The following is a 19,001-nucleotide window of genomic DNA, read 5'->3' as shown; positions in this document are numbered from 1 at the left end:
GATAAAACTCAAAATATCATGATTAAGAATCACCTTTTTGTAGCCTTAAGAAACTTTCAAAAGAGAAAGTCCTTCACATTCATCAATATTTTAGGCCTAACAGTAGGCATGACAGTCTGCCTGCTCATCTTGACATATGCTCGTTATGAAATGAGCTATGATAAGTTCCATAGCAATGCAGATGATATCTATCGAATCACTGTCGATTTGTATAATGGGACAGACTTCCAGATTGCTGATGCACAATGTTATCCTGGTGCCGGTTTACTGGCTAAGGAGGAATTTTCTGAAATCGAAGACTACGCCATGGCAAGACATTTTGGTCGAATGCTTTTGAAAAATGGTGATAGAGCTTATAACGAGGATAGGCTCTACTGGGCAAACCCAGCTTGGTTGAAAATTTTTGATTGGCAAATGATCAGTGGAGATGTTGAGACTGCACTTAACGACCCTGACGCCTTGGTATTGACGGAAAGTGCCGCCAAGAAATACTTCGGAGATGAAGATCCGGTTGGTAAGATGTTGACGGTAGTACCAGGAGGAGCAGAGGTTCCTATGATGGTCAAGGGAGTGGTTAAAGATGTACCAGAGAATGCGCATTTGAAGTTCGATGTACTGGGTTCCTATGAGTCTGCGGTTAAGTACATGGGCAGTAAGTACGAGGAGTTTGGAGGCAATAATGAGTTCTTGTATGTACTGGCAAATAAGCCCTTGGATCAGGATTTCAAAAGGCGCTTCAATACCTCATACTACTCCAAAACAGGAAGTTTTGAAGACAGAGGAGATAGTCTGGAGATTCAGCCTTTGACAGAAATTCACCTCAACTCCGATAAAACATATGAGGCTGATGTCAATGGAAGTCAGTCTATAGTAAATATCTTGTTAGTAGTTGCTGGTTTTGTCTTGTTGATTGCATGGGTAAACTACATCAACCTTTCTACAGCTAGAGCCATGGAGCGAGGCAAGGAGGTAGGTGTTCGAAAAGTCTTGGGCTCCAATAAGCAATCGTTGATTGTGCAATTCTTGTTGGAGTCGTTTATGCTAAACTTTCTAGCCTTAGTATTGACGATCACTTGTATTCAAGGTGTCCTACCGTTTTTCAATGATCTTGCCGGAGTATCTCTATCATTCAATGTTTTTAGTGAGCCTGATCTATTGATGCAGGTCGTAGGTATCTTCTTTTTTGGTTCAATCGCTTCGGGTATTTATCCGGCTTTGGTGCTATCAAACTATCGTCCGCTGGCGGTGTTAACAGGTCGCCTGAAGGATTCGAAAGGTGGTTTGATCCTTCGTAAAGGATTGGTTGTCTTCCAGTTCATGATCACTATGCTTTTGTTGGTTGGTACCGTTACCATTTACAACCAGGTAAATCACATGCGTTCACAGTCTTTGGGTGTGAACATAGATCAAACTATAGTGATAAAGGCCCCAATTCTGTCCGAAGATGATGAAGCACAAGTCTCTAAGCGAAATACTTTTAAGTCTGAGCTTAAGAAAATAGCCCAAGTCTCAGCTGTTACATATTCCGAGACGGTATTTGGTCAAGGTACTATTGATATGAATACCACTACAGGAATGACTACCATAGAAGGCAACATTGGTGATGGGATTAATTGGTCATTTTATCGAGTGGATGAAGATTTCATACCAACGTTTGAATTCGATATTCTTGCAGGAAGGGCTTTTGATAGCAACCTAGAGCAACTGGTACCAGAAAGAAACAGTCTTTATGAAGGAGTTATCATTAATGAAACGGGCAGAAAAGCCTTTGGCTTTGAGTCAAATGAAGAGGCAGTTGGGTCCAAAATCAATCGCTTTGGAATCGTATCGACTATTGTTGGTGTAATTGCCGACTACAATCACCATTCTCTAAAGACGAAGGTGGATCCTACAATGCTTTGGTTTGACAAGAATGCTTATTCAACCAGCTATGTATCGATTAAGGTTAACGGGGGAGAAAATCCTGGAGAGAGTTACAAAACACTCTTGAAAGACGTTGAGGGGGCTTACCGAGGTGTATATCCTTCAAGTGACTTTGATTACTTCTTCCTTGATGAAAGCTTTGAAAAACAATATCAGGCGGACAGACAGTTTGGATCTGTTTTCACAACATTTGCTGGGATAACGATTTTTGTTGCAGTTCTCGGCTTATTCGGTCTAGTCTTGTACGAAGTACAGCAGCGTATTAAAGAGATTGGAATTAGAAAAGTGCTGGGCGCGAGTGTGATGACGATTATTCAACTGCTTTCTTCTAGCTTCTTGAAACTCATCATGATTGCAATTGTGCTCGCTTTGCCGATCGCTTATTTCGGAATGAATGAGTGGCTATCGGGTTATGCTTATAGAATTGATCTTTCAGCATTACTGTTCATTGTACCGGCTGTCTTACTCTTAGCTGTGGCATTGATCACAGTGGCAACTCAGGCCATAAAGGCTGCCAATGAAAACCCAGTGAAGTCCTTGCGATACGAGTAGTACTCAACAGAGACAAACAAAAAGCCCCGACCCCCGAAGTTTCGGGGCGGGGCTTTTTTACAACCAAAAACATACTAAGCAAAACGGTTAGTTTCCACCACCGCGTCTGGCTCCTCGTTGAGCAGCCCTTTCTTCTTTCCACTTTTCATAAGAAGCCCATTGCTTCTCATTGAAAATGGCTTTTAATTTCTTATCGCTTTCTTCCTGAAACTTGGTTATTACATCACGCATTCCAGTTCTATCGCCACTTGCCCTCATTTCCTGGAGCTTTTCAGTGCGTGCTTTTCCTGTTGCTAGCAGCACATCATAAGTTTTCTTGTATTGGTCATCTGACAATCCAAATTGTTCCTGGAAATTCTCAGCTTGGGCCTTAGCTGCTTCTTCAGGACTCATTCTTTGTCCTCTTTGACCTCCGCCTCTCTGGGCCTGAGCTGCCATGCCTATAAACAAAAGCATACTCATTAATAAAAATGTCTTTCTCATGATCTTAGGTTTGTTAAGTCTAAGACAATTAAGTGCCGAGAAAGTTTAATAGATCAGAAAATATAGGTCTTGTCGGTTTAGGAAATTTCCCCAGAACCCACTAATTCATTGCCGTCATACCAAGCAACAAATTGTCCAGGAGCAATTCCCTTCTGATGCTCATCAAAAATGACATAGAGGCCATCTGGTTCCAGAAATAGCTCGGCACTCTCAAGAGGCTGGCGGTACCGGATTCTGGCTTGGTACTTTTTAGATTCGCCAATCGTGAGTTTGAGGTCTTCTCTGACCCAATGAATGTTTTCATTGGAGACAAAGAGTCCCTTTCTCAATAGTCCGGGGTGATTTTCACCTTGCCCCGTATAGATCACGTTGTTCTTGGTATCCTTTTCAATCACAAACAAAGGTTCTGGTGTACCGCCAACGGCTAGCCCTTTTCTTTGTCCTATAGTGAAATAATGCGCACCATTGTGTTCACCCACTAACTTTCCATCATCTGGACTATAAGTATAGGGAGTGGTCAATGCCACAAGAGACTCATGCTTTTCTTCAGTGTCAATGCTTACCTCGGGGTTATATGTACCGAAGTTATCAGCACTAGATGCGAGCTCTCTTATCTCACCGGTTTTCGGTGCCAGTTGCTGCTGCAAAAAGTCCGGAAGCCTCACTTTACCTATAAAGCAAAGCCCCTGTGAATCCTTCTTTTCAGCAGTCACCAGATCAAGAGACTTAGCAATCTCCCTAACCTCAGACTTTTGCAAATGTCCGATAGGGAAGAGGGCCTTTGAAAGTTGCTCCTGATTAAGTTGACAAAGGAAATAACTTTGATCCTTATTTTGATCAGCACCGGCTAATAGCCTGTGAACTTCCTGACCGTCTTTGATAATCGTTTCCTTCTGAACGTAATGTCCTGTAGCTACAAAATCCGCTTTAAGCTTCATAGCCGCCTTTAAGAAGATGTCGAATTTCACCTCTCTGTTACAGAGGATGTCTGGGTTAGGTGTTCTGCCTTTTTCATACTCATCGAACATATAGTCAACAATACGTTCTTTGTACTGCTCACTCAGGTCGATCACATGAAAGGGGATGCCTAGCTTTTCAGCCACGGCTAAAGCATCGTTACTATCTTCCACCCACGGACATTCTTCAGAAATAATGACAGAGTCGTCCACCCAATTGCGCATAAACATCGCAATTACCTCATATCCTTGCTCAATCAGCAAGTGTGCAGTAACACTTGAATCAACCCCGCCTGAAAGCCCAACAACTACTCTTTTTCCCATGATTTTCTCCGATTACGAAGCTTAACAATGATTCTGCAAAAATAGTTGAAAGAATGATAGATTTCTAGGTGCTCAAATTTGAATACTCTTCCTATATGCCGAAGGCGTTTGCCTTGTGAACTTTTTAAAGGACTGATTAAATGAAGACAACGAATTGAAACCACAATCAAAGGCAATGCTTGCAACCGTGAGATATGGTTGATCGATTAGTGCTTGCTTAGCTCTTTCAACTCTCAAATGATTGATATGGTCGTTGAAATTGACTTTATAGAATTCGCTAAAAGTAGCGGAGAGGATATGTTTCGGTACTGCGATTTGATCAGAAAGTATTGCTAGTGTAAACCCATTGTCTAGATAAGGGGTGCCTTCGTTCAAGTAAGAGTTTATTCTATTCGCATATTCTATTAATTCATCTTTCGACAGATGAAGGTTGCGATATTTCTTGTCACCCTCTTGTACAATTTTTGCTAAGTGACGAATAAGGTAAAAGCTTAGAGAATAGATGACAAAAGAATAGGTGAGCGGAGCTAGATAATAGGGATTAAATCTAAGCACATAATTGGTGAAGTATCCCAATAGAAATGCCCCAATGCCTAAAAGTAAAAGTAGAATCCAAGTTTTTTTCTCACCAGAGATTTTTGGCAAGAGCTTTTTTAAGTCAGAAATAGCAAGCGTCAAATAGATCAGTGATTGGATGAGCAAGAGGCTGTATGCTCCTTTGTACCAAAACGATTCCAGACTTAGCCAATTAGCGGCAACTAGTACTAATAAGGCAGGTATATAATGCACAAGGCTCCTTCGGGTCAACTTGTGACCTCCTTGCCTTCTTAAATAATGCCAAAGTAATGGTCCCGTTGCGAAATGAGCACTAAAACCAATGTTCATAACTACAATGTCAATGGAATCTGTAAAGAGGTAAAGTGTTGATTTTGCCACCCGAAGGCCTATGAGTAGTAGTAAAATGCTCAAAAGAAAGGTGCTCTTATTGCGCTCCTTGATCGACATTAAGTATAGGGACCAAAAGAAACTTTGAGCTGCCCCCAGACTACATACTATCAATAATATATCCCTTTGTTCCATAACTGCTCTTTCGAAATATAAGGACTTCAATCATCTGGCTGGTGACGAAGGTCGAGCTTTTCCCAAATATGTATAGTGATTAATTAATTCGTCAGAGTGTATTCTTAAATCCTGTCATATTCAATCCTGACTCACTTAAACTCGATAAACGATTTTAAATATGATTAGACATTATTTGATATCAACACTTAGGCAACTTTATAAATCACCAAAGTTTTATTTACTCAACATATTCGGACTGGCGATCGGCATTTCAGTTTTTCTAATCATTTATCAATATGGAAGCTTTCAGTTGAGTTTTGATAAATATCATCCAGATGCTTCCAGAATTCATCGACTCAATTTTGTCTATACGCCAGAGGAAGGACAAGAGCCATATGTAGGAGCGGCCATTTTTAGTGGTGTTGGACCAGCTATGGTGAATGACTTTCCACAAGTTGAACAAGCAACGCGCTTAGGGGAATCCTACGGTGGAGCAATACTGAGATATGAAGATGAATATTTCAAACAAGAACAGATTTTTTATGCCGAACCTTCTCTTTTTGATATGTTTCGTATAGACTTACGAGTCGGTAACCCAAGAACAGCGTTATCTGAGAAAAACACAGCGGTCATTTCGGAGAAGGTCAAGTTGAAACTTTTCGGTGATCAAGAGGCGGTTGGAAAAACAGTTGAGTGGAGAAATACTGCTGGAACCCGTACGGTACTAATCACAGGTGTATTTAAGAAGTCGCTTAATTCTCATTTAAAAGGTGAAATATACCTGTCATGGCTATCTCAGAGGTTGTTACTAAACCATGATCTTGAGGCGAATTGGAGATGGTTTGATTATGTGACATACATTAAGCTGGCAGAAGGTACAGATCCGAAATTGCTAGAGGCACAAATACCTGAATTTATTGATAGATATCGTGGTGATGGACGAGGTAGCAAAGTGGTAGATTTTGATTTGGTCAAGCTGACTGACATCCATTTACACTCAAATGTCAATCAAGAGTTAGGTGAAAATGGAGATTTTCAGGCAGTATTGATTCTGATACTAATTTCCGGGGTTGTCCTGTTAATTGCCTGGGTCAATTATATCAACCTCTACACGGCCAAAGCTGTGCAAAGAGGCAAGGAGGTGGGTATACGTAAGACCTTAGGTTCTTCAAAGACCGAATTAAGATGGCAATTCTTTGTTGAGGCCCTGTTTATAAACTTATGCGCTGTTTTGCTCGCGATTGTCCTGATTGTTCTCTTCTCACCAGGTATTGGGAACTTAACAGAGACTAATTTTCCGGTCTCCTTTTTAACAACAACTGAGTTTTGGATTATAGTGATTACAATATGGGTTGCTAGTACCTTTTTCTCAGGTGTTTATCCAGCATTGCTTATTTCCAAATTTGATATACTGGAGGCGCTGAAATCGGTATCTCAGAAGAACTCAGGAAGAATACGAAGGATAATTGTTTCATGGCAATTTTTGGCTTCAGCCACACTTATGACTTTCTCCACTATGGTCTATCATCAAATTGAGGCTATGAATAATCGACCTATTGGTATCAATACAAATGAGATTCTTGCTATTAACGCTCCTAATTTCACAGGCAGCGATGCTGTATATATAAATAAAATTCAAAGCCTAAAGACTCAGCTCACCGGAATATCTGGAGTTGAAAGGGTAGCATTATCTTCTGATGTACCGGGAATGCAAATAGGATGGAGAGGAAGCTCTTCGCTGTTGGGAGAAAATTCTGAAGATCCCGAAAATGCACTGGTGTTTAAGGCAACTGTTGGTAACGACTTTACTACGCTTTACGGTATGGAATTTTTGGCAGGTAGAGGCTATGAAAGGGATTCGGATAGCTTATCCGTTATAATCAACGAAAGCGCCTTGGCTTTGTATGGCTTCTCAGAGGCTGAAAAAGCTTTGAATAGGAAGATTGTTTTCCTTGGTATCGACACTTTAAGCGTCTTAGGAGTGGTGGCTAATTATCATCAAGAGTCACTTAAGGAGCCTTTTAAACCTACTGCCTTTATTAAGATCAGTCGTGAAATTGATATGCTTTCCGTGAAAATCCAGTCTTCGGAGATATCACGAATAGTACCTAAAATAGAAGAGATGTTTTCAAATACTTTCCCGGGAGTACCTTTCCAATGGGGGCTGGTCGAAGACAAGCTTGAGAATCGTCATCAAAATGAAAGTTCATTTCTGAAAACCTTCAATATTTTTGTAGGTCTATCGATTTTAATTTCTGTTTTCGGCTTGCTTGGCCTTGTTTCATTTACTATCCAAAGTAGGTTGAAAGAAATTGGCATTAGGAAGGTGCTTGGTTCTAGTATTCTTTCTATGGTAAAACTTCTGGTGTTTGATTTCGCAAAACTTGTCATCATTGGCAACCTTATCGCATTGCCAATCGCTTATTATCTGACTGATCAATGGCTGGCTCAGTTCTCATTCAGGATTTCCTACTTATGGTGGACACCGGTCTTAGTGCTGATTATATGCCTTATCTTAGCTTTTGTTTCTTCAGTATTCCATGTGCTGAAGGCTGCGAGGTTCAATCCAATTGATGTATTACAGACTGAATAACCCTTGCTATCGATTTTGAAGTTTGATGATATGGCCACCATGTTGGCATAAGCAAATCACAAGGTTTGTACTTACTAAAGCCAGTTTGGCATAAAACATAAAAAGCAGAGTTCTCAATTTCGTTCATAATGCAAAATCATCATTATGAGTACAAGATTGATCTTTACGTTATGTCTTCTCTCTTTTTTATTAAAAGATGTAAGTGGCCAAAGCAATACCACAAGCGAAAACCCAAATGAGCAATTGGCCTATTTAGTTGGCACATGGAAGTTGGCACTGGAAGGGTTCACTGCCTTCATGGATTTTGAGTGGGGTCCTAATAGAACGTATATATTCTCAAGAAACCGGAACATTCGGGATGGTGTTGAAACTATCGAAAATAGCGCTTTGATTGCATGGGATGGCGTTGAAGAGAAGTTTGTGATTAGTTCGGTGTATAACGATCCTGGTGGTCTCTTAGTCGGTAGGGGATTTGTTGAGTACAAAAATGGTGTAATTGCCCGTGACATCGAACTCCATTATGCTGAAGGTCAATATGCACCCTTTCTTAAGAGAACTGCACCTAAAGGAGGTTTAGTGATGGATTACCGCCAGCGCTGGACAAAAGTGGATGAGAGCTCTTTTGAGGGCGTTTTTGAAGTCAAGGTAAATGGAGAATGGATTGCTCCATTTAAGTCAAAGGGAGTGGAGCTTTGGGTTAAAGTGAAATGAAAACAAACTCAGGTTTACGCCTGACTGGGTGAATAAAAAAAGCCCCGACCACCGAAATCTCGGGGCGGGGCCTTTCTAAGGTTGAGGTTGAAGTGGTTATCTTTTCTTGATGTCGATGGCTTTCTTGTCCTTGTCAACACCAGGAGTTCTATTTAAGAATTCGTCATAAAGTCTGATTTGACGTGAAGTCATCGGTACTTTATATCCATCAATAAATAGGTCTGTAATTTTTGTAGCTGTCTCAAAAGGATCGCCAGTAGCAACGAAGATATTAGCCTTCTTACCTACTTCAATTGATCCAACCTGATCGCCAATGCCGAGAATTTCGGCTGCATTGATCGTAATTGCTTTCAAAGCTTCTTCACGTCCCATGCCGTAAGCAGCAGCAAAACCTGCATGGTAAGGCAAGTTTCTGACATTCTCAGAATCCATTGTTCTTAAGGCAACTTTAACACCTGCTTTAGCCATAATACCAGGATTTGCATAAGCGGCATCATAAGCGTCAGATTGGCGGGTAGGAATCGCTTGAACCGGTCCAGTAATCACTGGTAGTCCTGATTCTGCAATTTGATCCGCTACTCTCCAGCCTTCGGCTACACCCGTTAGGATTACTTGCTTGTAACCTCTCTCTTTTACCCACTCGATGGTCGCAACAATATCCTTAGCAGCATTTGCCTCAATGAAAAGCATCATTTCACCCTTAACTACAGGTACTAAAGCTTCAATTTCAGGGTAAGACCTTACTTCATCAGAATTCTCAAGCTTAGCATAAAGTTCAGCCTTGTCCCAAGCATCGTTAACTGTTTTGAGTGCTCTTTCCTGTCTCTTTTTAGCTTCCTCAGGAGAAAGTCTTCTGAACCTTCTTCCACCACCAGTAGAAGGGAAGTTCATTACAACTCCTTTAGAACCTGCGAACATCTGATCTGGCGTGTAACCGAACAGGTTGATTGTCGCGGCAGTACCAGAAAGAACACCACCTCTAGGCATAGTCCAAACCGTAGTGACACCGCTGACTCTTGTCACCGGAATGGCAGTTGAGTTAGGGTTTACTGCAGTCAGTGCCTGCATTTGAGGAGTTAGTGTACCAAATTCTCTGAAGTCATTGGCTTCTGAGATACTTCCAATCTCAGCCAAACCTAGTGTAGTACCTCCATCGATCATACCTGGGTAAATTTCTTTCCCCTGATAGTCAAAGACTTCAGCATCAGCTGGAATGCTCACGTTCGCGCCAACAGCTTCAATAATACCATTGTTAATAATGATCGTACCGTTTTCGATAATACCATTCGTAACGGTATAAATCTTGGCATTTGTTAAGGCAAACTTGCCAGAACGCGCTTTCATTACCTGATCATCCTCTTGCGCAAACGACATAAGAGGAGTGATGGCAAGCATGAGTAACGCTGCGAATAATGTTCTTATATTTTTCATCTCTCTTATCATTTTTTGTTAGAGAATAATTCTTCGAGTGACAATACATTAGCCCCTTCAAGGCATCTGTGATCATCATGTCTGTCATAAATCATTACTTCTTCAATAGAAGACTCCGGATTGATGAAAATTCTAACATCGCCTTTATCTTCAGATTTGTCAAAGTATTTGATACCATCCACAAAAGTCATCAATGGAATAGCGTAAACAGATAGTGGGTGACCTTCGAAAATTGCAATGTCAGCATCTTTGCCTTCTTCGATCGATCCAACTCTGTTGTCAATGCCTAATTGCTTTGCAGGGTTGAGTGTGATAAGGGCTAGTGCCTGATCATCCGATAGGTTACCATATTTCTGCGTTTTTGCGGCTTCATGGAAAAGGTGTCTGATTAATTCTCCTGAATCCGAATTAATTGAAGTAAGCACACCATTTTCAGTTAAGATGGCCGCGTTGTATGCAGTAGAGTAATATACTTCCAGTTTATATGCCCACCAATCGGCAAATACTGAAGCGCTTGCCCCAAAAGCAGCCAGTTCAGGTGCCACTTTGTAAGCTTCATTAGCATGTTGGAATGTCAATTTCGGAATACCGAAATCGCTAAACACCTTCATTAACATATAAATCTCATCTGCTCTATATGAGTGACAGTGAACAAGTACATCTCCATTCATTATGTCTACCAAGGTCTGCATTCTGAGATCATACTCAGGAGCAACTTTTCTGGCAGATTTATCGGCATTGTAAGCATCCCATTTTTTGCGATAAGCGATCGCTTCTGTGAAAGAGTTTCTGAGCATGTTTTCAACGCCCATACGACTTTGAGGTTGGATGCCTCTAGATCGGCCACCACGAGTTGGGTTTTCACCTAAGGCGAACTTGATGGTTCTCGGAGCTCCTTCAAACCTTAGATCATCCGGATTAGTCGTGCCATACCTTAGCTTCATCGTTTCGTTCTGACCACCAATTACGTTAGCCGAACCGTGCATCAGGTGAATGCTTGTCACACCACCGGCTAAAGCACGATAGATGGAGACATCAAGCGGGTTCACAACATCTTCCATGCTTACCTCAGCTGTCACTTGACTTGTTCCTTCATTAATAGCGCTACCCGCAATATGGGAATGTGCATCAATGATACCAGGCATTACGAATTTTCCTGTGGCATCTACAGTTTCCACGCCTCTAGGAGCTCGAAGCCCTTTACCGATTCTAGAGATTTTACCATTTCTCACTAATACATCGGTATTTTCAAGCGTACCATTGGTAACAGTTAAAACTGTTCCATTCTTTATAAGTATATCTCCTTTTTGGACTTGTGCCAGTGCCACTGTGCTAAAGAAGGCGAGGAGAAGGGTTAGTATATTTTTCATTTTCATGATTTGTATCTTTTTGAGTCGATTACTTACCGTCTTTTGAAGCAGTAAATCCTAATTCAAAGCTTTGACCGCCTACGGAAACCGAAGCTTCAGCATCAAATTCGGTACCGGAGATGCTACCCTCAACTACAACAGTTACAGATTGGCCACCAGCATCAATGTCAAAATCGAATGTTAATTGACCATCTCTAAAATTGATGTTATTCATGTCGTTGTCAGGTGTTCCATCATTGCTTGTCAATACTCCAGAGTATTTACCGTCTTCTCTCTTGATGATCATTTTACCACCTTGAGGTTCTCCTGGTGTTACCAGCTCATAAGACCAAGTACCTACAAGCGCATCTCCTCCTGCTGCAGGGGCCTCTTCAGCGTCTGCAGTGTCGGTGTCTTTCTTAGCCTTTTTCTCTTTTACTTCATAAACATGCTTGGTACCATCTACAAACATCATTTTAATCTGAGAATCCTTAGTGAAGTAAGGAGCGGTTGAAACCATGAGGTTAGCCATTTTACCGTTCTCGATGGATCCTGCTACTTGATCAATACCAAGCATTGAAGCAGGATTGGTAGTCAAAGCGGCTAATGCATCACTTTCACTGAGACCATTTTCAATCAAGGTCATAACACTCTTTTTGATCTTGCTGGCACTAGTACCTCTGGCTGAGAAACCGAACTTAACACCTGCTGATTGCAAGGCTGCAGCTTGACTTACATATTTGTTATAGAATTCCATACGTCTGGCCTCGAGCGCTCTGACTTCGTCTGAAACATCATCACCCTTGGCATCTTTTGGCTTGTCTGGAAGATCAAGCGATAAGAATATCGGTGTGCCAGTAGCCTTTAATTCGTCTACCAAATCCCAAGCTTGCTTAACACCTGAAACGATCAGGTCGAAACCAAGGTCATTTTGAAGGCGCATAGCGCGTCTTACATCCAGCATACTGCTTACATCGAACATTACTGGCTTACTTTTCCCGATCACAGGGTGGAAAGCTAAGCTTACTCTATCATTAACAGGTCTTGGTAGACCAGCAGGGTTCTGAGCATATAGCTCTGTATGGTTCTTGTGGTTTTCCGCATTACGGTAAAGGTTTCTCCACTTGGCCATCATACCTAAGATATTGCCAGGGTATGCTCCTGGAGCACCTACCCATTGTGCATAAAGCGCTACATCCTTGGCCAGAATGATCTCATCCATATGAGTGGCTTCGTTGAGCAGTAAAAGTGAACCTGAACCCGGAAGCATTCTTCCGTAAGGCACACTATGAGAGATGGCAAAACCAACTTTCCTCATGTTGGTGATGCTGCTACTCTTAATATCTATTTGACTGATTACGCTGTTTTCGGGAGTAATACCCGCATAATCGTTCGGTGGATCTGGTGTAAAGAGGTTTTGAGGTCTTGGTAGACTTTCAGGTCTTTTGGCACCGGTATTAGACATACCATCGATAAAAGCTGGGTATACGTATAGCCCAGTTGCATCGATTACCTCTGCGTCATTCGGTATGGAAACATTTTTTCCCACACCTATTATTAATCCATTTTTGACTACCACAGTGGCATCCTTCATTTCACTACCCGGCATCGTTATCACCGTAGCATTGGTAATTGCATAAGTACTGGTCACAGCAGACTTACCCGTAGGGTCACTCTGAGCTAACAAACTTGTTTGCAATACAGTGAATGAAAGCAGCAACACTAAGTGTAGGCGTAACATTCGAAGCGATTTCATATTGAGAATTTTAGTTATGATTTGTTCAAGGGGATAATATACTTCAAAGGTCCTATCATTTCAAAGTCAAATATGAGAGTGGTTCAATAATGATTTTGGGGGTAAGCTGATACCTGTTTTCACTCACATTTATCAACTGAGGGGCTACACTTATCAATTGACCTCAAGCTTTGGGGAATGAGTTATTACAATAGCTTAAATTAGATTGACAACTAAAACTAAACTTGACGATGATTCCAATTAGGATGAGGGCTGGCCTCGTAATTGGCGCCCTGATTTGCATAAGTACTATGTCCTGGGCTCAAAACGCTGAAGAGAAAGCGTTGACGGGTGTTTTAGACTCTCTTTATCGTGTAATATTCACTTTTAATTATGCCGATGAATCCACCTATGAACCCGGTTTTTCCCAGTTCGATAATTCGCTCGATTCTGTATTGAGCATTAGTGCCGAAAAAGATTACAAATCTGTTTACTACAAGGCGATTAACATACGTTTCATTCACCTCAAATATCAGGATGAGGTGGTCAAATCAAGGGCTTTACTTGACGAAACGATCGATCACGCCTTGAGCAATGGAGATTCATTGTACTATGCGCAATTCACCTACTTCATCGGTAATCTGTTTGCCAGAGAAGATCAGGATGACTCTGCCTTGGTTTATTTCGAAAAGGCATTAGACATATCCAGATCAATTGGTAAAAGGCAAGTAGAGGCGGCTTCGATTAATGCCATAGCAGTGACTTATGCCGGTCTTGATAGGGATGACCTGGCGGTAAAATACTATTACAAATCACTTGTCCTTGCCGAAGCCTTAAAGGATTCGTCTCAGATTGCCACAGCTGTTGGAAATCTGGCGACAGCATATAGCAGAATGGAGGTAGGAGACTCCTCATTTTATTATGCCAAAAGGGCCTATGACCTGGCGCTGGTGACTAATGAAATTGCTATCAAATGGCATGCCCTGAATTCGTTGACCATTGGGTCCTACCTCAATGGTGATTATCGAGGTGCTATTAAGTATGCTAATCAATTGAGGGATGAAGTGACCCCGATAGAGGAGTATGGCTTCCTCATTACTTCTCATCTGTATCGAAGCAAGACACTCGCTGCTCAGAATCAGCTGTCTGAGGCTTATAACTATGCGGAAGAGAGTTTGGAGCTAGCAAGGGCCTATGAAGTAACACGAAATGAGATTAATGCTTTAAACTGGCTGGTTGAGTTGGCTAGCGACAGGCGAGATTACAAGAATGCCCTTGGTTATGAACAAGAGAGAGGCCGTCTCCAGGACAGTTTGAATCAGGTAAAGGCCAATCAAAGAATAGAGAGGCTTTCTGCCAAGTATGAAACTCAGGAGAAGGAGGATAAAATCGCCTCATTGAACTTACTTCAAAAGGAAAGCGAGGCACGCCAAAGGACACAATTATTACTTTTCGGTGCTCTCGTGCTACTTCTCATTGTTACATTCTTATACTTCTATAAGGTCTTTAAATCCAAGTTAGAAATGGAACAGCTGGCTAAACAAAAGGCCAAGAATGATCTTTTAAGGTCTCAGTTGAATCCACATTTCCTTTTCAATGCGCTTTCTTCCATCCAGCTTTTTCTAATTGACAAAGGACAAGGTTCCAATGCCTTAAACTACCTCTCCAAGTTTGCGAAGTTGATGAGAAGGATTTTGGAAAACAGTCGGAGAGATTTGGTGTCGCTAGATGCCGAGGTATCAACGCTTAGGCATTATCTCGATCTTCAAAAGATTCGTTTCGATAACCGTTTCGACTATCGAATAGATATTGATACGATAGACGACATTAATGAAATTATGATCCCACCCATGTTTGCCCAACCCTTTATTGAGAACTCACTAGAACATGGCATTGCAGAAATCATGGATGGCTTAATACAGGTCAGCTTTAAGCAAGAGGGAGACCTTTTAATGTTCAAAGTTGAGGACAATGGAGTAGGGCTTTCTAAGGCTACAGCGCTGAAAAAGGCTAAAAGGGATAAGGGCAGTGATCATGAACCCCTCGCTACTAAGATTACAAAAGACAGAATCGAGCTCTTGAAGAAACAGCTTAAGCGGAATATTTCTTTTATTGCTAAGGATAAACTCGGTGAAAATCATGAAGTCATTGGTACCGAGGTGATTTTTGAACTTCCTATTCAATTCGATTGATGAATGCTGTCGTCATAGACAATGAACCTCATATCAGGGCAGGTCTAATTAAACTGCTCGAGATATACTGTTCGGAGATAAATGTAATCGGAGAGGCACAGAGTTGTGCATCTGGTCAACAACTCATCGATGAGAAAGCACCAGATCTAATCTTTCTTGATATTGAAATGGATGATGGTACAGGTGTTGATCTAATCAAGTCAAATCCCCATCTGGCAAGTCAGGTGATCTTCATTACAGCTCATGACAAGTATGCGATTGACGCTTTCAAATGTAGTGCTTTAGACTTTTTGCTAAAACCTATTGATTCAGAGGATCTTATAAATTCTGTAGAGAAAGCGAAGGCAAGCAAAATTGGTCTTAATCTACAGGCCAGAATTGAGATTTTAGAAAATCATTTGAATAGGAACAACCATGGAGCTAAGATTGTCCTAAGCGATTCTGAATGCATGCATGTCGTAGAAATGAATGACATCCTGTGGTGTGCAGCTGAGGGTAGTTATACGCGATTTGTTCTCTTGAATGATGAAGAGATCTTGGTGTCGAAAAACCTCAAGTCATATGAGGAGTTTATGAACGAATCAAATTTTGTCCGAATCCACCATTCCTATCTGGTAAATATTAACCATGTCAAGCGATTTGAGCGAAGTGAAGGTGGGTCTTTAATTATGACAAATGGGGCCACATTACCTGTTTCCGTGCGGAAAAAGGACAATTTGATGCAGGTACTCAAAAAGTGGAATAACATACACTTATAAGAAAGAAGCCATCATGTATACAAGTTGCCTAGCTGATTACCAATTACTAGTTCTACAGACGTTTATTTCATTTCATATTAGTACTGAAAGCACAAAGGCTATGCTGAATTTACTGAGATAAGGCTTAGTTAAGTGCTTGATGTTGGGGTTTCGATTCATACTTCGTGTGGGTGATTTTACGAAGTGAAGACAATCAGTCAAGTCAATTCTCTGGGCGCTTCTAAGCAATTCTGCCCAAAAGTTTTGGTTGTGTCAGGCATGGGGTCAGCACGTGATCCCATGCATTTATTTATGTCAAATCTTAGTTGAGTTGAGAATGAAAAAAGGGCCCACACGGGGCCCTTCCTTATTTATACTGAAAATAGACTGCTCTATTTAGGATCTAGAATATCTGCAATCCTATCCTTCAAGTCTTCCAAGTGAACTCGGCTTGCTCTGTCAGAGTACCTGCCTATAGCACTATTAACTTCTCTTTGCAGTGTCTTCAACTCAGATTTCACAACTGGTCTTATATCAGATTGACTCATATCCACCTGTCTCGCCTGAAACTGACTCACTTCATTGGTCATCATGAATTCTAAGCGCTCAACAAAGGCTCTCTGAAGATTCCTTCTATAGGTATTAATGGCCGTACCACTGGCTAACTCGGAAAAGAGACCTTTTCTAGTATCAGCAAACATCTGATATATGGTATAGGTATTTCTTCCTTTGAAAGCTTCAGCTTCGATAAGGCGCTGTGCCCTGGTTGGATCGAGTAGTCTGTTTAAGAAAGACACTTGTGTCGCTCTGATACGGTTAACAGCACCATAGCTTTCCATTTTCCTTAGTAAATCCTCGTCAAGAAGCCAATCTGGTTTAGCAAAGGCATATTTGTGCATCCAGTTCATGGCAGATACTTGCTGTGCTTCAGGAACTACATTATAAACAGTGCCTTCCTGATCGGTAGACTTAAAGTCTTCAGTAATACCACCCACATTGGTAATCACGTGACCCACAAATCTTCTCCATTGTCCGATCACCTCATTATAAATTTCTCGCGTATCGTCATAGTTTTCACCGTCAGTAGTCGTCCAATCTAAAAGATTAGGCACCACCTTCATGATGTTTTCCATGCCATAGGTACTCGCCAGGACGCTGTTATCGCCAAGGTCTTCTGTCTGGGCTTCTGGGTTAGAACCATTGCTACTACCGAAACGGAACATGCGATCATCAGCTTTGTCCAGAATCCACTGGTCTAAAGTGGCTTTTTCTGCTTCAGGGTTAGAAGCATTAGGAATCACTCGGTAGCCCCAATTGATTACATACTTATCGTATGGACCGATTTTGCGGATAAACCTAGTCACCCCATCACCCGGTTGAGCAATGTAGTTCACACGAGCATAGTCCATAATGGTTGGTGCTACTCCATATTCTTCAGCAAACTCTGGATTTCTTAAAGACTCCACAGGATAAGAAGAACTCGCTTTCATGTTATGCGGTAATCCCAGCGCGTGACCAATTTCGTGAGCGATGACGGCTCTCATCATTTCCCCGATGTCCTCAGCCGGAGTGTTCAGTGTTCTTGCTCTAGGGTTAGCCGCACCAGTTTGAATCAAGTACCAGTTTCTATAGGATCTAAGGTGATTGTGATACCAAATGATGTCACTCTCAATGATCTCACCAGTTCTTGGATCAGCAGTACTTGGGCCAGTCGCATTTCTCGTCATATTGGCGATGTAGCGCACGGTGGAGTAACGTGTGTCTTCTGGACTCCAATCTGGATCTTCTTCTTTAGAAGGAGGGTCTTTGGCTATGATTGCATTCTTAAAACCAGCTGCCTCAAAAGCCACTTGCCAATCTTCAATGCCCAATTTGAACCACTTTCTGAATTTCTCAGGAGTTGCGGGATCTAGATAATAAACGATCGGTTTTACAGGCTCAACTAATTCGCCTCTGGCATAAGCTGCCGGGTCCTTAGGCTCTAATCTCCATCGCTTCAAGAAGCGTACCTGATCTCCTTTGAGCTTATCAGAGCTGAAATTGATATTACCCATTGTAAACCAACCCACGCGTTGATCGGCAAGTCTAGGCATCATAGGGTTTTCTGGCAACTTGATCATGGACTGCGCCACCTGCATAGTGATTAAGCCAGTATTGCCATTAGAAGGAGGCCTACCAGCATCATAAGTCATTACCTGACGTACTTCAATATTTTGCGGAAAACTCTTTACGGATTCGGTATAGCTTTTCTCAGCATCGAGCCTCCTTACCTGAAAGGAGCTTCTGAAACGAGAGTTCATCGCACTAATGGCCTTAGTATCGCCAGTGAAGAACTTGGTTACGTCTACCAGGTAGGCGCTTGAGTCTTCGGGTTGGCCAGTCACTTTAAATGATCCAATGATGGGAGCAAAGTTGTTGTTCATTACCGATTTGTAGATAGCATCGGTACTATCGGCCACATTATTGAAAGAGATTTTTTTCAGAAGGATTTTGCCTTCTCTGTGTTCCCATCTTACTACCTGCTCAATCATCTTAGAGCCTGAGCCAACGAAGCCTCCACCGAAATTCTCAGGAGCAGAAACTAGCCTGGTTACCCATAGCATATCTTTTCCAAGTTCAGCCTTAGGGATCTCGTACATGATCTTGCCATCCTTTTGGTAAACCTTAAAGAGGCCCTCATCAGCGTTCATCCCTTTAACCAAGGATTCGTATGTCTTCTCTTTTTTCTTTGGAGGGGTTTGCGCTTTCTCCGTAGGAGTATCGGCAGTAGTTTGATTCTTTTTCTTTCTGCGTTGTGCTAAAGCATCATGACTTGGTGTTATTAGGCTCACAGTGAGCAAGCCAAGGCAAATCACTTTGAATACAGTCTTTGTCCTTTTCATAGGGTTAATTTTCATTTGAATGTAAAGAAGCATTATTCAGTGAAAGCATGAAAAGTTATTCTCAAAGTGGG

12 protein-coding genes are annotated in these 19,001 nt (G+C 41.7%); 5 read left to right on the top strand and 7 right to left on the bottom strand.

Annotation, left to right across the window (positions count from 1 at the left end; all coding sequences use genetic code 11):
* Positions 1-18: 18 nt before the first annotated feature.
* Entirely contained in the window at positions 19-2,475 is a 2,457-nt protein-coding gene (locus BFP97_RS05185) for an ABC transporter permease (RefSeq protein ID WP_069844210.1), read from the top strand.
* An 87-nt stretch (positions 2,476-2,562) separates the two neighbouring features.
* Here the strand turns inward: BFP97_RS05185 and BFP97_RS05180 are convergent, their stop codons facing one another.
* The 3 genes from BFP97_RS05180 to BFP97_RS05170 form a co-directional block, all read right to left on the bottom strand.
* A complete protein-coding gene (locus BFP97_RS05180; RefSeq protein WP_139135194.1) occupies positions 2,563-2,958 on the bottom strand; it encodes a hypothetical protein in 396 nt (131 codons plus the stop codon).
* A gap of 77 nt (positions 2,959-3,035) precedes the next feature.
* Positions 3,036-4,238: a tRNA 2-thiouridine(34) synthase MnmA gene (gene mnmA / locus BFP97_RS05175; RefSeq protein WP_069841390.1), complete on the bottom strand. Its 1,203-nt coding sequence runs from the start codon at positions 4,236-4,238 to the stop codon at positions 3,036-3,038.
* A gap of 72 nt (positions 4,239-4,310) precedes the next feature.
* Positions 4,311-5,318, bottom strand: coding sequence for a helix-turn-helix domain-containing protein (locus BFP97_RS05170; RefSeq protein ID WP_139135193.1), 1,008 nt, complete (start codon positions 5,316-5,318; stop codon positions 4,311-4,313).
* 160 nt (positions 5,319-5,478) lie between these two features.
* Here BFP97_RS05170 and BFP97_RS05165 point away from each other — a divergent pair, with 160 nt between their 5' ends.
* Both BFP97_RS05165 and BFP97_RS05160 read left to right on the top strand, forming a co-directional pair.
* Positions 5,479-7,893, top strand: coding sequence for an FtsX-like permease family protein (locus BFP97_RS05165; protein WP_069841388.1), 2,415 nt, complete (start codon positions 5,479-5,481; stop codon positions 7,891-7,893).
* A 144-nt stretch (positions 7,894-8,037) separates the two neighbouring features.
* Complete coding sequence (locus BFP97_RS05160; protein ID WP_069841387.1) at positions 8,038-8,604, top strand: hypothetical protein; 567 nt, start codon at positions 8,038-8,040, stop codon at positions 8,602-8,604.
* Between the two features lie 96 nt (positions 8,605-8,700).
* Here the strand turns inward: BFP97_RS05160 and BFP97_RS05155 are convergent, their stop codons facing one another.
* Genes BFP97_RS05155 through BFP97_RS05145 form a run of 3 tightly spaced genes read right to left on the bottom strand, consistent with a single transcriptional unit; the run spans position 8,701 to position 13,125 of the window.
* Positions 8,701-10,035, bottom strand: coding sequence for an amidohydrolase family protein (locus tag BFP97_RS05155; RefSeq protein WP_069844209.1), 1,335 nt, complete (start codon positions 10,033-10,035; stop codon positions 8,701-8,703).
* An 8-nt stretch (positions 10,036-10,043) separates the two neighbouring features.
* A complete protein-coding gene (locus BFP97_RS05150; RefSeq protein ID WP_069844208.1) occupies positions 10,044-11,405 on the bottom strand; it encodes an amidohydrolase in 1,362 nt (453 codons plus the stop codon).
* 28 nt (positions 11,406-11,433) lie between these two features.
* Positions 11,434-13,125, bottom strand: coding sequence for an amidohydrolase family protein (locus BFP97_RS05145; RefSeq protein WP_170827406.1), 1,692 nt, complete (start codon positions 13,123-13,125; stop codon positions 11,434-11,436).
* 245 nt (positions 13,126-13,370) lie between these two features.
* On the opposite strand from BFP97_RS05145, the gene BFP97_RS05140 reads away from it, so the two are divergent.
* The gene (locus BFP97_RS05140; protein ID WP_083262438.1) at positions 13,371-15,311 is read left to right on the top strand and encodes a histidine kinase; all 1,941 of its coding nucleotides are present in this window, start codon (positions 13,371-13,373) and stop codon (positions 15,309-15,311) included.
* Positions 15,311-16,069, top strand: a complete 759-nt coding sequence (locus tag BFP97_RS05135; RefSeq protein ID WP_083262437.1) for a LytR/AlgR family response regulator transcription factor — start codon at positions 15,311-15,313, stop codon at positions 16,067-16,069. The genes BFP97_RS05140 and BFP97_RS05135 overlap by 1 nt, the downstream gene beginning before the upstream one ends.
* Positions 16,070-16,440: 371 nt before the next feature.
* Here the strand turns inward: BFP97_RS05135 and BFP97_RS05130 are convergent, their stop codons facing one another.
* Complete coding sequence (locus BFP97_RS05130; RefSeq protein WP_069844206.1) at positions 16,441-18,930, bottom strand: zinc-dependent metalloprotease; 2,490 nt, start codon at positions 18,928-18,930, stop codon at positions 16,441-16,443.
* Positions 18,931-19,001 lie beyond the last annotated feature (71 nt).

Source organism: Roseivirga sp. 4D4 (genome assembly GCF_001747095.1).
Taxonomy (GTDB): Bacteria; Bacteroidota; Bacteroidia; order Cytophagales; family Cyclobacteriaceae; genus Roseivirga.
Note: the sequence above shows the minus strand (reverse complement) of the source record. Positions and strands in the feature narration are given on the sequence as shown.

Excerpts from the sequence above, each read along its gene's own strand:
- BFP97_RS05185 (WP_069844210.1), top strand. The coding sequence starts at position 19 with ATGATTAAGAATCACCTTTTTGTAGCCTTAAGAAACTTTCAAAAGAGA.
- BFP97_RS05180 (WP_139135194.1), bottom strand. The coding sequence starts at position 2,958 with ATGAGAAAGACATTTTTATTAATGAGTATGCTTTTGTTTATAGGCATG.
- mnmA (WP_069841390.1), bottom strand. The coding sequence starts at position 4,238 with ATGGGAAAAAGAGTAGTTGTTGGGCTTTCAGGCGGGGTTGATTCAAGT.
- BFP97_RS05170 (WP_139135193.1), bottom strand. The coding sequence starts at position 5,318 with ATGGAACAAAGGGATATATTATTGATAGTATGTAGTCTGGGGGCAGCT.
- BFP97_RS05165 (WP_069841388.1), top strand. The coding sequence starts at position 5,479 with ATGATTAGACATTATTTGATATCAACACTTAGGCAACTTTATAAATCA.
- BFP97_RS05160 (WP_069841387.1), top strand. The coding sequence starts at position 8,038 with ATGAGTACAAGATTGATCTTTACGTTATGTCTTCTCTCTTTTTTATTA.
- BFP97_RS05155 (WP_069844209.1), bottom strand. The coding sequence starts at position 10,035 with ATGAAAAATATAAGAACATTATTCGCAGCGTTACTCATGCTTGCCATC.
- BFP97_RS05150 (WP_069844208.1), bottom strand. The coding sequence starts at position 11,405 with ATGAAAAATATACTAACCCTTCTCCTCGCCTTCTTTAGCACAGTGGCA.
- BFP97_RS05145 (WP_170827406.1), bottom strand. The coding sequence starts at position 13,125 with ATGTTACGCCTACACTTAGTGTTGCTGCTTTCATTCACTGTATTGCAA.
- BFP97_RS05140 (WP_083262438.1), top strand. The coding sequence starts at position 13,371 with ATGATTCCAATTAGGATGAGGGCTGGCCTCGTAATTGGCGCCCTGATT.
- BFP97_RS05135 (WP_083262437.1), top strand. The coding sequence starts at position 15,311 with ATGAATGCTGTCGTCATAGACAATGAACCTCATATCAGGGCAGGTCTA.
- BFP97_RS05130 (WP_069844206.1), bottom strand. The coding sequence starts at position 18,930 with ATGAAAAGGACAAAGACTGTATTCAAAGTGATTTGCCTTGGCTTGCTC.